This is a genomic window from Microbacterium sp. NPDC057658 (assembly GCF_042799975.1).
Taxonomy (GTDB): Bacteria; Actinomycetota; Actinomycetes; order Actinomycetales; family Microbacteriaceae; genus Microbacterium.
Window position 1 is genome coordinate 904,773 of sequence record NZ_JBHVHT010000001.1, and the last position, 16,903, is coordinate 921,675.

The window sequence follows — 16,903 nt, forward strand, 5'->3', positions numbered from 1 at the left end:
CACGTTCCCTTTTCTCAGCTTCCCTCTTCCCTTGTGAACGCATAGCCCCTTCTCCCCCTCTTTTGGAGGCCCCCCCCCCCCCCGCTACTTCAACGGGGACGGTCGCCGACGAATCGTCGCACTGACGAGAGCGGCGACGGCGCACAGGCCCGCGGCGGCGAACCAGGCCGCGGTGTAGTGGCCGGTGTGGTCCCGTACGAGCCCGGCGAGGACGGACGCGATGCCGGCGCCGATCTGGTGCGCCGCGAACACCCACCCGAAGACCAGGGGTCCGCGGTCGCGGAAGACCTCCCGGCAGAGGGCGATCGTCGGCGGCACCGTCGCGACCCAGTCCAGGCCGTAGATCACGATGAACACCACGATGCTCGGCTGCACCTCCGCCGAGAGCAGGCTCGGCAGGAACACCAGGCTCACGCCGCGGAGGGCGTAGTAGGCGGCGAGCAGGATGCGCGGATTCACCCGGTCGGTCAACCATCCGGAGAACACGGTGCCGAGGATGTCGAACACGCCGACGACCGCGAGCAGGCCGGCGGCCGTCGTCGTCGGCATCCCATGGTCATGGGCGCTCGGGATGAAGTGCGTGCCGATCAGGCCGTTCGTCGTGGCGCCGCAGATAGCGAAACCGGCGGCCAGAGCCCAGAACGTCCGCGTGCGGGCGGCGTCACGGAGCGTCGTCAGCGCGAGTCGAGCGGCACCCCACGCCGTCCCGCGGGGGCGCGGAGCGGAGGCGATGGGCTCCGCGCTCTCGCCATAGCGTGCGACGCCGAGGTCGCTCGGGCGGTTGCGGAGGAAGATCCAGACGAGGGGCACCACGGCGAGCGCGCCGCCCGCGATGACGAGCGAGGCTCCGCGCCAGCCGATGTCCTCCGCCGCGGCCGCGATCACCGGGAGGAAGATGAGCTGTCCCGTCGCGCTGCCGGCGGTGAGCACGCCCGAGACCAGCCCGCGCCGGGTGGCGAACCACGTGTCGGTGATGGTGGCCGCGAACACCAGAGCCATCGATCCCGTCCCGAGGCCGATCAGCACGCCCCACGTGAGGATGAGCTGGCCGGGTGTCGCGACGAAGACGCTGAGCGCGGCCCCGGCGCCGATCACGAACAGCGCGACGACCGTCACCGCGCGGATGCCGAACCGTTGCATCAGCGCCGCGGCGAAAGGAGCGATCAGGCCGTAGAGCAGGAGGTTGACGGAGACGGCGAGGGAGAGCTCGGCCGTGGTCCAGCCGAACTCCTCCTCGAGCGGGACCATGAGCACCCCAGGGGCGGCGCGGAATCCCGCGGCGCCGATGAGGGCGATGAGGGCGACGAGTGCGACCGTCCACGCGGGGTGGAGGCGGCGACGGGTCTTGGCGGGGCGGTCGACGGACTCGGCGGTCATGCGGCGTGTCCGCCGTGCAGGGCGAAGGGCTCGCCGCCCATGCTCCGTCGCGCCCAGAGAGTGCTGTCGGCGTCGAGGGGAGCGGCGCACCGGGAGCACCAGTCCGCGGACTCGGCGGCGGTCCCGCACCGGGCACAGGACACGACCAGTCCCCACGGGCCCTCGGGGTCGGTGCGGCGGGAGAACCGTGCGTACGCATGCAGGATGGGCAGCGTCTCCTCGCCGGCTGCGGTGAGCCGGTACCCCTTCCGTCCTTCGCCGCGGTCGTCCCGGGTCACGAGTCCGGCCTCCGTCATCAGGGCGAGCCGACGTGCCAGGACCGAGTCCGCGGCGCCGGAGGCGTCTCGCAGCTCGTCGAACCGGGTGCGGCCCGAGAAGAGCTCTCGCAGGATGAGGAGAACCCACGGGTCGGCGATCACATCGGCGGCGCGGGCGATCGGGCAGGACGCGGAGGACCAGTCGGAGCGGAGCGGCATCCTGCTACTTTCTTGAAGAAAGTGAGGCTTGTCAAGCATCCGCTTCGAATCGCCCAAATGGCTGCATTCCCGGTCGGGATGCAGCCATTTGCGCTACTTCAACGGGGTCGGTCAGTCAGCGACGCGGGCAGCGATGTCGGTGCGGTGGTGGGACCCCTCGAGGCGGATGCGGCCGAGGGCGTCGTAGGCGCGGTCGCGGGCGGTGCGGAAGTCCGGGGCCACGGCGACCACGTTCAGGACACGGCCACCCGTCGCGATGAGCGAACCCCCCGGGGCGTCGGGGCTCGCGGTCGCGGCGTGCACCAGGCGGACACCCTCCACGGCGGCGGCCTCGTCCAGACCCTCGATCGGGCGCCCCGTCTGCGGCGCCTCCGGGTACCCCTCGCTCGCCAGGACCACGGTGATCGCGACCTCATCGCGGAACACGGGCTCCGGCTGGTCCTCGAGCGTGCCGGAGGCGGCGGCGAAGAGGAGCTGGGACAGCGGGGTCTCCAGTCGCGGCAGCACGACCTGGGTCTCCGGGTCGCCGAAGCGTGCGTTGAACTCGATCACGCGCACGCCCTGCGGGGTGAGGATGAGACCGGCGTAGAGGAGACCGATGAACGGGGTCCCCTCCGCGTCGAGCTGCCGGACGACCGGGAGGGCGACGTCGCGGGTGACCTCTTCCACGAACGCCTGCTCGCTGCCGAACTGCTCCGCGAGCCAGGGCAGCGGCGAGTACGCCCCCATGCCGCCGGTGTTGGGGCCGGCGTCGCCGTCGAGGGCCCGCTTGAAGTCCTGTGCCGGGCTGAGCGCGCGCACGGTGTCGCCGTCGCTGAGGAAGAACAGCGAGACCTCGGGGCCGGACAGGAACTCCTCGACGAGGACGGGACCGGCCGGGAGGTACTGCTCCGCGTGGGCCAGGGCCTCGGCGCGGTCGGAGGTGACGATGACGCCCTTGCCCGCAGCGAGCCCATCGGCCTTGACGACGTAGGGGGCTCCGAGCTCGCCGAACGCGGACTCGACCTCGGCGACCGTGGCGGCGCGGACCGCGCGGCCCGTTGGCACGCCGGCGGCGTCCATGACGCGCTTGGCGAAGGCCTTGGAGCCCTCGAGCTGCGCGGCGGCCTTGCCCGGCCCGAAGACGGGGATGCCGCGGCCCCGGAGCTCGTCCGCGACGCCCGCCACGAGAGGGGCCTCCGGGCCGATGACGACGAGGTCGACCGCGTGCTCGTTCGCGAAGGCCGTGACCGCGGCGCCGTCCAGCGGGTCGAGGGCGACGGGTGTCGCGTCCTGCGCGATGCCCGCGTTGCCGGGGGCGACGAGGATCTCGTGCGCGGGGGACTCGGCGCGCAGCGCCAGGATGATCGCGTGCTCACGGGCACCGGAACCGAGGACGAGGATCTTCACCCGTCCAGCCTATCGAGGCGCGTGCGCGGGGTTTCGGTCGGTCCCGGTCAGAGCTCGATGGGACGCTCGTCCGCCGTGTCCCAGGGCACGGTCCAGCCGGTGGCGTCGAACAGGGCGTCGAGCACCATGGCGGTGAAGCCCCACACGATCGTGCCGTCGACGTCGAACGCGGGCCCGCGGAACGTGCGCCCGGCACGGGACAGGGTCGAGGTGAAGCGGGTCGCCGGGTCGAGGAGCTGCGCGACGGGGACGCGGAACACCTCGACGGTCTCCGCGTGGTCGACGGCGACGACGCGCGACGGCGACTGCCACCAGGCGAGCACCGGGGTGACCAGGTGGTTGCTCGCGGCGAGGGGGATCACGGGGAGCGTGGCGAGCACCTCGACTCCCGCGGGATCGAGGCCGGTCTCCTCCTCGGCCTCGCGCAGCGCCGTGGCGACGGCGTCGGCATCGGCCGTTTCGGCGCGCCCGCCGGGGAAGGAGACCTGGCCCGGATGGGAGGAGAGGGTCGGGGCGCGACGCTGCAGCAGGACGTCGAGGTCGCGCGCGACGGCCGCGTCGACGGTCGGTGCGGGGATGCGGTCGAGGACGCCGAAGAGGATGAGGACCGAGGCGTCGTGGGCGCGGCCCGGATCCCCGAGCGGAGGGATCGGCACGCTCCAGGAGTGGTCGGCCGCGGCGGCGAGCAGCTCGGCGCGGGCGCCCTGGGGATGCATGCTCATGCCATCGAGCTTATGACCGGGGCCGCCGCGGCGGATCTAGGGTGGGGGGATGGCCAGGAAGATCGACATCGTCGACGGACGCGCGGCGCTCGGTGCCGTGCGCGACGCCGAGGCCGCGGGGACGAAGCCGGCGCGGCCGGAGCTCGCCACCGCGGTGCGCTACCTGCTGCAGCTGCTCGACGAGAAGGCACCGGGCAACAGCGTCGAGGTGCGCGTCCCGCCGTTCGGAGCCGTGCAGGTGATCCAGGGGCCGCGGCACACCCGTGGGACTCCGCCGAACGTGGTGGAGATGGACGCCGCCACCTGGATCGCGGTCGCGACCGGCGCGGAGGCATGGGCGGACGCCGCGACGGCCGGACGCATCCACGCCTCGGGCACGCGCGCGGATCTCACGGGAGTCCTCCCGCTGCGCCCCTAGCGCCGGGCCACGACGAGCGGCACCCCGGTGTGCGGGTGCGGGAAGACATCGACGGGCTGCCCGTAGACCTCCTCGATCCGTGCGGCCGTGAGGACCTCGGCCGGCGTGCCGGTGGCGGAGACCCGACCGCCCGCGAGCAGAGTGACGCGGTCCGCATGCGCGAGAGCGGCGTTGAGGTCGTGCAGCACGACCGCGACCGCGACCCCGGCCTCCGCCCGCCTGCGGATCACCCGCATGACGTCTTCGTGATGCTTGAGGTCCAGGGCCGCCGTCGGCTCGTCGAGCAACAGGATCCCGGTGTCCTGGGCGAGCACGCGGGCCAGCGCCACCCGCGCGCGCTCACCCCCGGAGAGCGAGGGGACGGAGCGCTCCCGCAGCGCCGTGACCTCGGTCGTCGCCATCGCCGCCGCCACGACGCTGTCGTCCTCCTCGGCGGCCGGGCTCCGCGCCCACGGCGTGCGTCCCATCCGCACGACCTGCTCGACCGTGAAGGGGAAGGTGACGGCGTTCTCCTGCAGCAGCACGGCGCGTTGCCGGGCGAGGTCGCGGGGACGGACACCCGCGACCGGACGGCCGTCGAGGAGGACGGTGCCGGACACCGGAGCGACGTCCCCCGCGAGCACGCCGAACAGGGTGGACTTGCCCGCGCCGTTCGGCCCGACGAGGGCGTGCACCTCGCCGGCGTGGATGGAGATGGCCGCGTCGTCGAGGATGGTGCGTCCGTCCCCGACCCGCACCGTGAGCCCCTGGCCCCTCAGGCGCGGGCTCACGCCCATCCTCCCGACCGCCGCCGCGTCCGCACGAGGAGCCAGAGGAAGAACGGGCCGCCCACGAGGGACGTGATCATGCCGATGGGGAGGTCCGCGAGCGGCACCGCCGTGCGCGCCACGAGGTCGGCGGCCGCGATGAGGAGCGCGCCGCCGAGGGCGGAGGCGATCACGAGCGGGAGGTGTGCGGGGCCGATCAGCATGCGCATCAGGTGGGGCACGACGAGGCCCGCGAACCCGATGATCCCCGCGAAGGCGACCGCGGCGCAGACGAGCAGTGCCACCGTGACGATCACGACCATCCGCAGCAGCTCGACCGGCACGCCCAGGTGCCGGGCGGTGCGCTCGCCGAGGGCGAAGAGATCCAGACCCGGCGCCACGATCAGGGCGACGACGATCCCGATCGCAACGAGCGGCGCGACGAGCTGGATGTTCGACCAGAGGGCGCCGTTCAGCGAGCCGAGCTGCCAGAACACGATCTGCTCGCGCGTCGAGGTCGTGCCGAGGAACGTGAGGAAGGCCATGCCGGCGCCAGCGATGGCGTTGATCGCGATGCCGGTGAGCAGCAGCGTGACCACTTCGGTGCGACCGCCGGAGCGGCTCAGGAGGTAGACGGAGAAGACGGCCGCGAGACCCCCGAGGAAGGCGAAGGCGGGCGTGGTCCACATGCCGAAGGTGGCCAGGCCGAACGTGATGCTGGCCGCCGCTCCGAGCGCCGCGCCGGAGGAGACGCCGATGACGCCGGCGTCCGCGAGAGGGTTGCCGAAGATGGCCTGCATGAGCACGCCGGAGACCGCGAGCGCGGCGCCGACGAGCAGGCCGAGGACCAGTCGGGGGAGGCGGAGGTTGTAGATCACGCCGTCGTCGGTCGCCGCGGCCGGAGTCCCGGCGGTGTCGATGCCGAGGCCGCGCAACAGGACGTCCAGGAGCGCGGTCGGCGACAGGTCGTACTGCCCGCTCGTGATCGACGCGACGCCCGTGACGAGAAGGCCGATGACGAGGGCGATGACGACCGTCGCGAAGCGTAGTCCCCGATGCCGGGTCGGCGTCGGGGTGACGACCTCGCCGGTCACGAGGCGGGTTCCGGCGCGTACAGGGCCCGGGCGAGGGCGCTGATCACATCGGCCGACCGGGGGCCGAAGCTGAGGATCTCGGCGTCCGCCATGTCGATCACCCGCCGGTGTGCTCCTGCGGGGGTCTCGGCGATGGCGGGGATGCGTTCGATGAGCCCGTCGACGCCGCCCACCGATTCCAACCCGTCCGTCATCATCACGAGCACGTCGGGCTGCGCGGCGACGAGTGCTTCCGCGGTCATCGGCTTCATGCCCTCCCAGCCGATCTCCTCCGCGACGTCGACACCGCCGACCGCATCGATGAGGGAGTCCGCCCCGGAGTCCTCGCCGAAGATGTAGTACACGTTGGCGCTCCCGCGTACGTACAGGAAGAGCATGCGTGCGCGGTCCGTCGCGGCGGACGGGGTGACTTCGGCGATCTCCGCGATGGCGGCGTCGAGCTCGGTGTCGAGGCGGGCGATGAGCGCCGTGCCACGCGTCGGGACGCCGAGGGCCGTGGCGATCTCCGTCACGAGCGCGTCGGTGGTGTCGATCCGGCGGTCGCTGGAGATGACGACGACCGCGATGCCCGCATCCCGCAGCTGCTGGCGGACCTCCTTCGGGCCGATCGTGGTGTCGGTGAGCACGACGGTCGGGGCCAGTTCGAGGATGGCCTCCGGGTTGAGCGTGTGCCCGGTCTTGGTGACGACCGGGAGATCCTCGGTGCCGGGGAACTGCGTGGACGCGTCACGTCCGACGACCTGATCGCCGAGCCCGAGCGCGAACACCGTGGCGGCGATCGTGCCGGAGATGTCGATCGGGAGGATGCGATCGACATCCGTGATCTCGACCTCGCGGCCTTCGCTGTCGGTCACGGTGACCGGGAGCGCCGGGGCGGTGTCGTCATCGACGGGCGCGACCGCGTGACTCGCGAGGCACGCGGTCGAGGGGCCCGTCGCTGCGCGCACGTCGGCGACCAGGTCCAGATCGGCGAGAGGAGTCGAGGCCTGCGGGCAGGCGTCGTCGACAGGGGGTGCCGCCGACCCGGGGCCGGAGTCCGACCCGGCGCACGCGGCCAGTCCGAGGGCCAACGCGGCGGCGAGAAGCAGGGCAGGAGCGCGTCGCATTAGGCAAGGCTATCCTAAAACTTGACGCCCTCACTGGCGCCCCTCTACGCTCGGGATCGGCGGCTTGCTTAGCCAAGCCTAACCAAAGTCCACCCTCGCCCGACTGCCGTGCGGCGCCGCAGGGGCGCGCGATCGATCGCGCCCGGCGCGCCGCGGAGAACCGTGAACGCCACAGCACATACGCCCTCAGCGAGCACACGCCTGCGTGTCCTGCTCGCCGCCCTCGTCTCCTTCGTCCTCGTCGCCGCCGGGGCGATGGTCAGCCCACCGGCCCACGCGGCTGCGGCGACCGTCACCGCGGCGGTGTCGTCCGCCGACACCAGCGGCCTCACCGTGCAGGTGCGGGCCGAGGGCCTGCCCGACGTGACGGGCGTCTATGCCGCACTGATCGTGTCGGGCACCGAGAGCGGCATCTCCGCCGGTGGTGGCTACGCCGCGTTCGCGCTGCCCTTCCCGAGCGTGCAGCAGGGGGCCGCGTCCTTCACGCTGCAGGCGCCCGTGGCGTCCCTGGACCGGACGAAGACGTACGAGGTGCTCGTCTGGCAGCAGCACACCGCGCCGACAGCCGCCACGATCTACGGCCGCGGCGACGTCACGGTGACAGCTGCGCAGTGGGACACGGTCTTCGGAACGACGCCCGTCGAGCCGGGTGAGACGGAGCCGGGAGAGACGACTCCAGGCGAGACGGAGCCGGGGGAGACGACTCCCGGCGAGACGGAGCCCGGAGAGACCGAGCCCGGGGAGACCGAGCCCGGGGAGGCCGAGCCCGGGGAGACGGAGCCCGGGGAGACGGCCCCGGGCGAGACCGAGCCGGCGCCCGCCGAAGCCGCCATCGAGGTGTTCCTCGCCGACGGCACGACGCCCGCTGCGGGCGCTCGCCTCCAGGCCGGCGACGAGATCGTCGTCAAGGGCACCGGATACGACCCGGCCGCGAACGTCGGCGGACGCGGCGTCCCGATCCCGTCGAATCTGCCCCAGGGCGCCTATGTGGTCTTCGGCAACTTCGCCGCGACGTGGCAGCCCTCGCAGGGGGCGCCGTCCTCGGCGCGTTCGGTCGGTGCTCAGGCCTGGGCGCTCGCCGAGGATGTGCTGACCCAGGTCCCGACGCAGTACCAGGGTGCGATCCGCGCCCAGTGGGTGGACATCTCGCCCGACGGCTCGTTCCAGGTCACGCTCACGCTCAAGGACACCCCGGCGACGCCCGGCTCCTACGGCGTGTACACCTACCCGGCAGGCGGTGTCGTCAACGCCGACCAGGAGCGCAGCGTCGCTCTGGACTACCGCATCGCCTCGGGGCTGACGACCACCGTGACCGCGGCGACCGCCGAGGACGGCCTCACGGTCACGGCCGCGGCGACGAAGCTCGGTGCCGTCACCGGTGCCTACGCCGCGCTGATCGAGAAGGGTACGGAGGCCGACGTCACCGCCGGAGGCGGCTTCCTCGCGATGCAGTACGTGCGCGGCATCACCGGCGGCGGCTTCAGCGTCGACCTGACCGCGGCGGCGAGTGCTCTGGACCGCTCGAAGACGTACGAGGTGATCGTGTGGCAGCAGCACACGATGCCGACCGCGGACACCATCTACGCGCGCTCCACCGTCACGGTCACCGACGCGCAGTGGAACGCCTTGCTGCCCTCCTCCGGACCGTCGGTCACGACCGCCGTCACCGGCGCCACCGCCGCGGACGGGCTCACGGTGAAGGTCACTGCCGCGGAGCTCGGCGCGGTCACCGGCGCCTACGTGGCGCTCATCGAGGCGGGGACGGAGTCCGAGGTGACCGCCGGCGGCGGCTTCCTCGCCATGCAGTACGTCCGGAACATCGGCTTCGGAGTCTTCGCCGTCGACCTGAACGCGGCGGCGAAGAACCTCGACCGGACGAAGACATACGAGGCGATCGTGTGGCAGCAGCACACGATGCCGACCGCCGACACCATCTACGCGCGCGCAGCGGTCACGATCACCGACGCGCAGTGGCGCGCACTGCTCGGCGAGAAGCCGACCGAGCCGAAGCCCCCGGTCACGCCGATGCCCCCGGTGACGCCGGCGAAGCCGGCCGCGACCGTCCCCGGCGGGTCGCTGCGCTGGGCCATCTCGTCCTCGTTCACGAACTACATCACCGGCCCGATCGCCCAGGGCGCGATCGCCGTGTCCGGTGGCGCCACCCGGTCCGGCGGCCAGTTCCAGTTCGGGCAGACCGTGGGCGGCGACTTCGACGCGGCTTCCGGACGCGGCAGTGTCGTCTACCGCGGTGCCGTGCGCTTCACCGGCCACCACGGGGTGCTCGACGTCACGGTCGCCGATCCGATGATCCGGATCACCTCGGCGTCCTCCGCCACGCTGTTCGTGACGAGCGGGGGTGCGCAGGTGCCGTTCGCGACCCTCGACCTCTCCCGCGCCGTCCGCACGACGGCCGGTGGCGCCGTAACCTACACGGCGGCACCCGCCGCCCTCACGGATGCCGGACGCGACCGCGTCCTCTCGGGGTACGGCACCACGCTCAACCCCGTCTCGTTCACGATCGGCTCCGTCGCCGCCGCTCCGTCGGGTACGACGGGAACGGTCGCGGCGGCCGCGGTCGTCCCGAAGGCCACGCTCCCGACGACCGCGCCGACGGCGGCCGGCATCGAGGTCGACGAGGAGAACCTCGCCGCGCTCGCCGCCGGGAAGACGGCCACGGTCTCCGCCTCCGGCTTCCGTGCGAACGAGGAGGGCATCAAGGTGGTCGTGTACTCGACCCCGGTGCTGCTCGGCACGGTGACGGCCGACGCGGCGGGCGTCGCGACGTGGTCGGGTGCCCTCCCGGCCACACTCGCGGACGGCGAGCACACGCTCACCTTCCAGGGCTCGGTCGATCGCGGTCTCGCGTTCACGCTCGCCAGAGCGACCACGGAGATCGGCGTGTGCACGGTCGAGGGGGCGACCCTGCACTGGGGCTACAAGGAGTCGTTCCGCACGTACATCGAGGGCATCGCGCGGGGCGGCTGGACGCTCACCGACGTGGCCTACGAGTACCCCGCCTTCGTGTGGTCGAACGGCACCGGTTCGCTGGACGACGCGGCGGGCTCGGGTCTGGTCACCTACGGCGGCAGCATCACCTTCACGGGCCACGATGGGGCGCTGAACACGACGCTGGCGAACGCGCGCGTCGAGCTCACGGGCGACACCGGCTACCTCGTGTTCGACGTGACCGGAACCACGCAGGCCGGAGAAGCCGTGGCACAAGAGGGGGTGCGTCTCGCCGAGTTCGCGCTCGCGGACGCCGCCGTCGTCGACGGCGCGCTGACCCTCGATGCGGTTCCCACGACGCTGACAGCGGCCGGTGCCTCCGCGTTCGGCACGTATGAGGCGGGCGAGGAGCTCGACCCGGTGTCCGCCGTGATCCCGGTCGACGGCGCCTGCGGCACTCCCGCCGAGGAGGAGTCCGAGCCGGAGGCCGAGGCGGACGCGGCGGTGACCGCGATCAGCGCGCCGGTCGCCACCGAGGAGGCTCCGGTGTGGCCCTGGATCGTGGGCGGTCTGGTGGTCGTGGCGCTGGCCGCGACGGGCGGGGTGCTGATCGTGCGGCGCACCCGGAGGGGGGAGCCGGCCGAGACGACGACCGAGGTCTGAGTCCGGCGGCTACCGGAACCGCCCTCCCCGGTGATCGGGGAGGGCGGTTCCGCGTGCGGCTGCGTACGCCCGCAGAGGGTGGGACAATGGAGGCATGCCCTCCCACGACACCCACCAGACCGTCGAAGCGACCGTGCGCCGCGTACCGCGGTACGGCGTGCTCATGGGCATCGGGGTCGTGCTGGGCATCATCGCCGCCGGCATCCTGACCATGGTCGGCAGCTTCGAGCAGTCGCAGGCGCTCGACGTTGTCTACCCGCCTGGTCAGGTCTTCGGCTTCCTGCTGCTGTGGACCGTGCCGATCGGGCTGGCGCTGGGTGGCGTCGCCGGTCTCGTTCTCGAGCGGATCGCCCGCCGCCATGACCGCGTCATGAGGGTCGACCGGGAGACCGTCATCGACGAGGACGACACGACGACCGACCGCGCCTAGGCGAGCTCGGCGATCACGGGACGGATGGCGGAGTCGAACGCCACGACGTCCCGGCGGAGCCCATCGGTCACCGCGACCGTGAGGTCGCCGATCCACCAGATCCCGCGCTGCGACAGCGGCAGCACCTGCACGTTCAGCTCGAACGAGTGCGCGCGGCGCCCGATATCGCGTTCGAACTCCGCGATCGCGCTCGCGTACGCCCGATAGGCGTCTCCGCCCGTGTGGCTCTTCATCGACCCGACGTATCGGTCGTGCGCGGCGTTGGCATACCGGAGCGCAGTGCCGGCATGCGGACGGATCGCGGTCGAGAGCGCTTCGGCGCCGGTCGCCGGGAGGGCCACCAGGGTGTCGAAACCGTCGATCAGCTCGAGCGGGACGCCGGAGTGGTGGGCCCGCGGCTCCACGGTCATGTCCCAGTAGCCCTGCCACTGCGTCTCGACCTCGGGGGAGGCGTCCGGAGCATCGGGCGCGCGCACGGACAGGTCGCGGAGGGACGGCAGATCGAGGGGCGCCCTGATGCCCAGCAGCTGGCGCAGGGCGAGCGCGACGAGCACGGGGACGCTCGCGTCTTCGCGGATGAGCCACTGCGGCTTGTCGGCCATGGCCCCCATCGTAGGCGGGTGCGGCAGCCGTGCGGAGTCCCGGCACGGTAATGCCCACTGCGAGCCGCGTCAACCCTCGCTGTGATCGCCGCACCCGGGGGTAGACCTGCTCACACGCCGGCGGCCGTCGGCGGGAGTCGAGAGGAAGAACGATGTCGCAGAGCAATGCAGAAGGTGCCGCGGGCAGCGGTACGACCGAGTCTCCGGGCACCGTCCGGACCGCCGCGCATGAGGCCGCGGGTGTCGCCGACACGGCGAAGGGCCAGGCCGCGGACGTCGTCGAGACGGCGAAGGCCGAAGCCGGGGCGGTCGCCCACGAAGCCAAGGATCAGGTGCGCGACCTGTACCACCAGACCAAGACGGAGCTGTCGGAGCAGGCGGCGGTGCAGCAGCGCCGCGTCGCGGACGGACTCCGGTCCGTGGGCGGGGAGCTGGGCACGATGGCGGAGCGGTCCGACGGCGGTGTCGCCGCCGACCTCGTGCGCCAGGCGTCGACACGCATCCAGGGCATCGCGGGCTGGATCGGCGACCGCGACCCCGGTTCGCTGCTCACCGAGGTGAAGTCCTACGCGCGGGCGAAGCCCGGCACGTTCATCGCGGTGGCTGCGCTCGCCGGTCTCGTCGCCGGCCGGCTGACCAGGGCGCTCTCCGAGGGTGCGGCGGAGTCCGCCTCGTCCGGCGCGGCATCGGGCTCCGGCTCCCCGTCGGTGGCGGGAGCGGCGGCCCCCGCGGTCCCGCCGCGTCCCGTCGTCGCCCCGGCGACCACGCCCGGCGCCGTCCCCGGCAGCGCGGGCGCCGCGGGAGTGGTCGGAGGCGCGGGCACCGCAGAGAACACCACTCTCGGTGAGCCGCCGCTGCCCACCGACGGCACCGTGCCCGGAGCGCCGGACGGCATGAGCGGGATCGATGCCGGCACCGCCCCGTGGGGCGTCACGCCGCGCGGCGAGACGGTCGACGACGGGGACACCCCGCTCTACGACCGCACCGACGCCGCCACCCGCGGATCCGACGAAGAGGGGCGACCATGACCGACGCCACCCCCACGCCCTCGGAGCAGAAGGCCGAGACCACGTCACTCGGCGATCTGCTCAGCGAGGTCACCACCGATCTGTCGACCCTCATGCGGCAGGAGCTGGAGCTGGCCAAGGCCGAGCTCAAGCAGTCCGCCACGCGCGCGGGCCGGGGGGCGGGGATGCTCGGCGGAGCGGGATACGGCGCACTCATGGCCGTGTTCTTCCTGTCGGTCGCCCTCTGGTGGGCCCTCGGCGCCTACGTCACCGGCCTCGGCTGGTCGGCCGTGATCGTCGCCGTCATCTGGGCGCTGATCGCCCTCGTCCTGTTCGTGATGGGACGCAAGCAGTTGAAGAGCATCGAAGGGGCTCCGCGCACCGTGGACAGCCTCAAGCGCATCCCTGATGCGGTGAAGAGGAATGAGGAGAACAAATGAGCGACTCACCCGACGCGATCCGCGCCGACATCGAGCGGACCCGAGCGGAGTTCGGCAGGGATGTCGATGCCCTCGCCGACAAGGTCACCCCCTCGAAGGTCGTGCACCGGCAGACGCAGAAGATGAAGGGCGCCGTGCGCTCGGCGGTCGACCGTGTCATGGGCGCCGCCGACGACGCCGGGGACCGATTGGGGGACGCATCCTCCTCGGTCGCCGACGCCGGACGGCACACCGTGGCCAAGGCGCAGGGCAATCCGCTGGCGGTGGGGCTCATGGCCTTCGCTGCGGGGCTCGTCGTGGCCGCCGTCATCCCCGCCTCCTCGAAGGAGAAGGAACTGGCCGAGGACATCAAGGAGAAGGCGCAGCCTCTCGTCGACGAGGCGACCGACGTCGCCAAGACCATCGGCCAGGATCTCAAGGAGCCGGCGCAGGAGGCCTTCGCCACCGTCAAGGACGAGGCCGCCGGTGCCGCCGCCCACGTCCGTGACGACGCGACCCACGCGGTCGACGAGGTCAAGAGCAGTGCGCAGGACGCCCGCGACAACGTCGCCGGCGGGAACTGATGCCCGCGCACCCGCCACATGAAGGGCCCGGTCCGATCCGTCGGACCGGGCCCTTCGCGTGCCGAGGGCCGGGTCAGGTCTCGATGCCGGTGCGTCCCGGTGCGGAGTCTGCGCGGGTCCGGACGCGCCGGCTGAGCAGGACCCCCGCCGCGAGGGCCAGCACCGCCCCGGCGGCGAGTCCGATCAGGCCGCCGGCGTCGCCGCCGGTGGCCGCGAGGCCCCGGGAGGGGGGAGCGGGCGGCGTCGCGGGAGCCGAGGGGGAGGGTGGCTCGACCGTGGTCGGCGGGGTGGTCGGGGATGGCGGGGAGAGCGTGGTCGGGTTGCGCAGCTCGACGGTCACGACGGAATCCGCGCTGATCGTGAGCTGTGCGCCTCCGTCGGTCGCGGTCACCCCGTCGCCGGTGAACTGCGGGCTTCCCCACACGACACCGGGCACGGCCTCCGCGGTGTGCTCGGACAGCGTCACGACCGCGCCCACCGGGATCTGCGCGACGTCGCGCGCGGTGCCGTCCGCGGGCAGCATGAGCGTTCCGGTCACCGCACCGTCCGCGGTGGGGTAGGAGTAGTCGACGGCGAACGTCGCATCGGCCGGGACGAGGGATGCTCCCTCGCCGACGATTCGTTTCGCGACCGAGAACCCGCCGCGCCCGTCCCCTTCGCCGTCGCCGCCCGCCACGCTCGCGGTCACGGTCGCCGTGGTGGTGGTGACGCTCGATCCGGAGACGGTGTTCGCGAACACCTGGCCGTTGTGCGCATCCGCCGGCAGCTCGGTCTGATACGACAGCCGATACAGGCGGTCGGCCTGCGCCGGCGCCGTGAGCTCCACGGTGAACGACGAGCCGGCGTCGCCCGGCGTGAGGACGAAGTCCGACCCCGCTGAGAGCGGGTGGAAGTCCGCCGGGTCGAACAGGCCGCCTGCCCACGCGTCGGTCGCGACCGAGCCGATCGCCACGGTGTCGGGCAGCAGGTTCAGTCCCGGGGTCGCGGTGTCCGTGAGGGTCGGGCGTTCTCCACCGAGCAGTCGTCCGGGGACCCAGATGTACCACTCGATCGTCCCGTCGGTCGTCTGCACGCCCGACTTGGTCGCATCCGTCGGCACCGGCTCCGGGCGCTGGGGGCCCACGCCGCCGCCGGGGATCTCCACGGTGATCGGACCACCGTCCCCGGTGGTGAACGTCACGGTGTCCTCCTCGGTGGACTCCTCCGCCTTCATCTGGAAGAACAGGGTGCCGTGGACGTTGTCATGCGTGAGGACGTAGTCGCTCAGCGTGCAGGCGATGGCGGTCGCCGCGACGGTGCAGGTGCCGACGGTCGCGCCGGCGGGGTCCCGCAGGGGGAACGTCGCAGCCACCCCGACGAAGCGGGGCGTCGTGGGAAAGGCGAGCGAGAAGGTGTCCCCCGGTTGCGCGCTGTCCGGAACGGCCCAGGTGGCCTCGAGTCGGAGGGTGTCGTACAGGTGGATGTCGCCTGTCGGTTCCACCACCGTCACCGCCGTGATGGCATCCAGCTCCGCCGCCTGCGCCGTCGGCGGCACCGCGAGTCCGACCAGGGCCAGGAGGGCGACGGCGCTGCTCGCCACGCCCCGGCTTCGCCTGCGTCGTCGCTCCGTTCTCTTCTTCTGTATGCGCACAGTCCACCTCTCCTGTTCTTTCCGGGACACCCGGTCGTCGAGCCCGCACGATTCGCCGACAGACTCTCACATGCGCGGATGATTACGCTACATATGAGGACGTTTCGGTATCGCTCGATCCGCCCCGCGCTCGAAGCGGGCCGCGAGCCGACGGGGCGCCCGCGGGCGGTAGGCTGTTCGAGTGGCTGCCTCCCCCACCAACCCCTATTCCGAAGCCGGCGTCGACACCGCGGCGGGTGACCTCGCCGTCGAACTGATGAAGTCGTCCGTGCGCGCGACGCACGGCCCCGAGGTGCTCGGCGGTGTCGGCGGTTTCGCCGGTCTGTTCGACGCCAGCGCCCTGCGCGACTTCCGGCGTCCGCTGCTCGCGACCAGCACCGACGGCGTCGGCACCAAGGTCGCCATCGCGCAGGCCATCGACAAGCACGACACGATCGGCCAGGACCTGGTCGGCATGGTCGTCGACGACATCGTCGTGGTGGGCGCGAAGCCCCTGTTCATGACCGACTACATCGCCTGCGGCAAGGTCGTCCCCCAGCGGATCGCCGACATCGTGCGCGGCATCGCCGAGGCGTGCGCCGCGACGGGCACCGCGCTCGTCGGCGGCGAGACGGCGGAGCACCCCGGTCTCCTGGGTCCGCGCGACTACGACGTCGCCGGCGCGGCGACGGGCGTGATCGAGGCCGACGCCATCCTCGGCGCGGAGCGCGTGCAGGACGGCGATGCGGTCATCGCGGTCGCCTCCAGCGGCCTGCACTCCAACGGCTACTCGCTCGTGCGCCACATCATCACCCGAGCCGGGATCTCCTACGGCGACAACGCCGCAGACTTCGGTTCGACCTGGGGCGAGGCTCTGCTCGAGCCCACGCGCCTCTACACGCTGCCGCTGCTGCGCCTGATCGAGGCCTCCGGCGGGGTCCACGCGCTGAGCCACGTCACCGGCGGCGGCATCGCGGCGAACCTCGCGCGCGTGCTCCCCCAGGGAAGCTGGGTCGAGGTCGACCGCAGCACCTGGTCGCCGAGCCCGGTGTTCCGCGTGCTGAGCGACATCGCCGGTTCCACGCTGGAATCCGCCGAGGGCACCTGGAACCTCGGCATCGGATTCCTCGCCGTGGTGGCGGCGGACAGGACGGACGCCGCGATCGCGGCGCTGAACGCCGAGGGCATGCCCTCCTGGCAGGTCGGCACGGTGGGCTTCGGCCCGCGTCCGGCCGGCGAATTCGAACAGGGCGCCAAGGGCGTCGATGGTGGAGCAGTGCGCCTCGTCGGCGCCTACGCGGACGGAGCGAAGTAA

Annotated in this window: 16 protein-coding genes; 7 read left to right on the plus strand and 9 right to left on the minus strand. The window is 72.5% G+C overall.

Annotated features, from left to right (window positions below):
* Positions 1-84 precede the first annotated feature (84 nt).
* From ACFU8V_RS04320 to ACFU8V_RS04335, 4 genes are all read right to left on the minus strand, one after another.
* Positions 85-1,377: an MFS transporter gene (locus ACFU8V_RS04320; RefSeq protein WP_378869270.1), complete on the minus strand. Its 1,293-nt coding sequence runs from the start codon at positions 1,375-1,377 to the stop codon at positions 85-87.
* A complete protein-coding gene (locus tag ACFU8V_RS04325; RefSeq protein WP_161973070.1) occupies positions 1,374-1,853 on the minus strand; it encodes a helix-turn-helix domain-containing protein in 480 nt (159 codons plus the stop codon). Before ACFU8V_RS04325 ends, ACFU8V_RS04320 begins: the two co-directional genes overlap by 4 nt.
* A 111-nt stretch (positions 1,854-1,964) precedes the next feature.
* On the minus strand, positions 1,965-3,242 hold the full coding sequence (gene purD / locus ACFU8V_RS04330; protein WP_378869273.1) for a phosphoribosylamine--glycine ligase: 1,278 nt from the start codon (positions 3,240-3,242) through the stop codon (positions 1,965-1,967).
* 47 nt (positions 3,243-3,289) lie between these two features.
* Positions 3,290-3,964 (minus strand): NUDIX hydrolase, encoded by a 675-nt coding sequence (locus ACFU8V_RS04335; protein ID WP_378869276.1) that lies wholly within the window; start codon positions 3,962-3,964, stop codon positions 3,290-3,292.
* Positions 3,965-4,013: 49 nt separating this feature from the next.
* On the opposite strand from ACFU8V_RS04335, the gene ACFU8V_RS04340 reads away from it, so the two are divergent.
* Entirely contained in the window at positions 4,014-4,382 is a 369-nt protein-coding gene (locus tag ACFU8V_RS04340) for a sterol carrier family protein (protein WP_217582796.1), read from the plus strand.
* On the opposite strand, the gene ACFU8V_RS04345 is transcribed toward ACFU8V_RS04340, so the two are convergent.
* From ACFU8V_RS04345 to ACFU8V_RS04355, 3 genes are read right to left on the minus strand one after another with little or no spacing between them, the layout of a single operon-like run.
* Positions 4,379-5,152 (minus strand): heme ABC transporter ATP-binding protein, encoded by a 774-nt coding sequence (locus tag ACFU8V_RS04345; RefSeq protein WP_378869279.1) that lies wholly within the window; start codon positions 5,150-5,152, stop codon positions 4,379-4,381. The two genes, ACFU8V_RS04340 and ACFU8V_RS04345, sit on opposite strands and share 4 nt — an antisense overlap.
* On the minus strand, positions 5,149-6,222 hold the full coding sequence (locus ACFU8V_RS04350; protein WP_378869282.1) for a FecCD family ABC transporter permease: 1,074 nt from the start codon (positions 6,220-6,222) through the stop codon (positions 5,149-5,151). The genes ACFU8V_RS04345 and ACFU8V_RS04350 overlap by 4 nt, the downstream gene beginning before the upstream one ends.
* Entirely contained in the window at positions 6,219-7,328 is a 1,110-nt protein-coding gene (locus ACFU8V_RS04355; protein WP_378869285.1) for a hemin ABC transporter substrate-binding protein, read from the minus strand. The genes ACFU8V_RS04350 and ACFU8V_RS04355 overlap by 4 nt, the downstream gene beginning before the upstream one ends.
* Positions 7,329-7,490: 162 nt before the next feature.
* Here ACFU8V_RS04355 and ACFU8V_RS04360 point away from each other — a divergent pair, with 162 nt between their 5' ends.
* A complete protein-coding gene (locus ACFU8V_RS04360) occupies positions 7,491-10,937 on the plus strand; it encodes an HtaA domain-containing protein (protein WP_378869288.1) in 3,447 nt (1,148 codons plus the stop codon).
* Between the two features lie 94 nt (positions 10,938-11,031).
* Positions 11,032-11,367: a potassium transporter Trk gene (locus ACFU8V_RS04365; protein ID WP_378869291.1), complete on the plus strand. Its 336-nt coding sequence runs from the start codon at positions 11,032-11,034 to the stop codon at positions 11,365-11,367.
* On the opposite strand, the gene ACFU8V_RS04370 is transcribed toward ACFU8V_RS04365, so the two are convergent.
* Positions 11,364-11,969, minus strand: coding sequence for a hypothetical protein (locus ACFU8V_RS04370; RefSeq protein WP_029989711.1), 606 nt, complete (start codon positions 11,967-11,969; stop codon positions 11,364-11,366). The genes ACFU8V_RS04365 and ACFU8V_RS04370 overlap by 4 nt on opposite strands.
* A gap of 152 nt (positions 11,970-12,121) precedes the next feature.
* On the opposite strand from ACFU8V_RS04370, the gene ACFU8V_RS04375 reads away from it, so the two are divergent.
* Genes ACFU8V_RS04375 through ACFU8V_RS04385 form a run of 3 tightly spaced genes read left to right on the plus strand, consistent with a single transcriptional unit; the run spans position 12,122 to position 13,979 of the window.
* Positions 12,122-12,997, plus strand: a complete 876-nt coding sequence (locus ACFU8V_RS04375; protein ID WP_378869294.1) for a hypothetical protein — start codon at positions 12,122-12,124, stop codon at positions 12,995-12,997.
* The gene (locus ACFU8V_RS04380) at positions 12,994-13,416 is read left to right on the plus strand and encodes a phage holin family protein (protein ID WP_025104718.1); all 423 of its coding nucleotides are present in this window, start codon (positions 12,994-12,996) and stop codon (positions 13,414-13,416) included. Before ACFU8V_RS04375 ends, ACFU8V_RS04380 begins: the two co-directional genes overlap by 4 nt.
* The gene (locus ACFU8V_RS04385; RefSeq protein WP_378869297.1) at positions 13,413-13,979 is read left to right on the plus strand and encodes a DUF3618 domain-containing protein; all 567 of its coding nucleotides are present in this window, start codon (positions 13,413-13,415) and stop codon (positions 13,977-13,979) included. Before ACFU8V_RS04380 ends, ACFU8V_RS04385 begins: the two co-directional genes overlap by 4 nt.
* Positions 13,980-14,052: 73 nt before the next feature.
* On the opposite strand, the gene ACFU8V_RS04390 is transcribed toward ACFU8V_RS04385, so the two are convergent.
* On the minus strand, positions 14,053-15,558 hold the full coding sequence (locus ACFU8V_RS04390) for a DUF5979 domain-containing protein (protein WP_378869300.1): 1,506 nt from the start codon (positions 15,556-15,558) through the stop codon (positions 14,053-14,055).
* A gap of 232 nt (positions 15,559-15,790) precedes the next feature.
* On the opposite strand from ACFU8V_RS04390, the gene purM reads away from it, so the two are divergent.
* Positions 15,791-16,903 carry a phosphoribosylformylglycinamidine cyclo-ligase gene (purM, locus tag ACFU8V_RS04395; protein WP_378869303.1) on the plus strand — a complete coding sequence of 371 codons (1,113 nt, stop codon included), beginning with the start codon at positions 15,791-15,793 and terminating at the stop codon, positions 16,901-16,903.

Coding starts and splice junctions, on each gene's coding strand:
- ACFU8V_RS04320 (WP_378869270.1), bottom strand. CDS start 1,377: ATGACCGCCGAGTCCGTCGACCGCCCCGCCAAGACCCGTCGCCGCCTC.
- ACFU8V_RS04325 (WP_161973070.1), bottom strand. CDS start 1,853: ATGCCGCTCCGCTCCGACTGGTCCTCCGCGTCCTGCCCGATCGCCCGC.
- ACFU8V_RS04335 (WP_378869276.1), bottom strand. CDS start 3,964: ATGAGCATGCATCCCCAGGGCGCCCGCGCCGAGCTGCTCGCCGCCGCG.
- ACFU8V_RS04340 (WP_217582796.1), top strand. CDS start 4,014: ATGGCCAGGAAGATCGACATCGTCGACGGACGCGCGGCGCTCGGTGCC.
- ACFU8V_RS04355 (WP_378869285.1), bottom strand. CDS start 7,328: ATGCGACGCGCTCCTGCCCTGCTTCTCGCCGCCGCGTTGGCCCTCGGA.
- ACFU8V_RS04365 (WP_378869291.1), top strand. CDS start 11,032: ATGCCCTCCCACGACACCCACCAGACCGTCGAAGCGACCGTGCGCCGC.
- ACFU8V_RS04370 (WP_029989711.1), bottom strand. CDS start 11,969: ATGGCCGACAAGCCGCAGTGGCTCATCCGCGAAGACGCGAGCGTCCCC.
- ACFU8V_RS04375 (WP_378869294.1), top strand. CDS start 12,122: ATGTCGCAGAGCAATGCAGAAGGTGCCGCGGGCAGCGGTACGACCGAG.
- ACFU8V_RS04380 (WP_025104718.1), top strand. CDS start 12,994: ATGACCGACGCCACCCCCACGCCCTCGGAGCAGAAGGCCGAGACCACG.
- ACFU8V_RS04385 (WP_378869297.1), top strand. CDS start 13,413: ATGAGCGACTCACCCGACGCGATCCGCGCCGACATCGAGCGGACCCGA.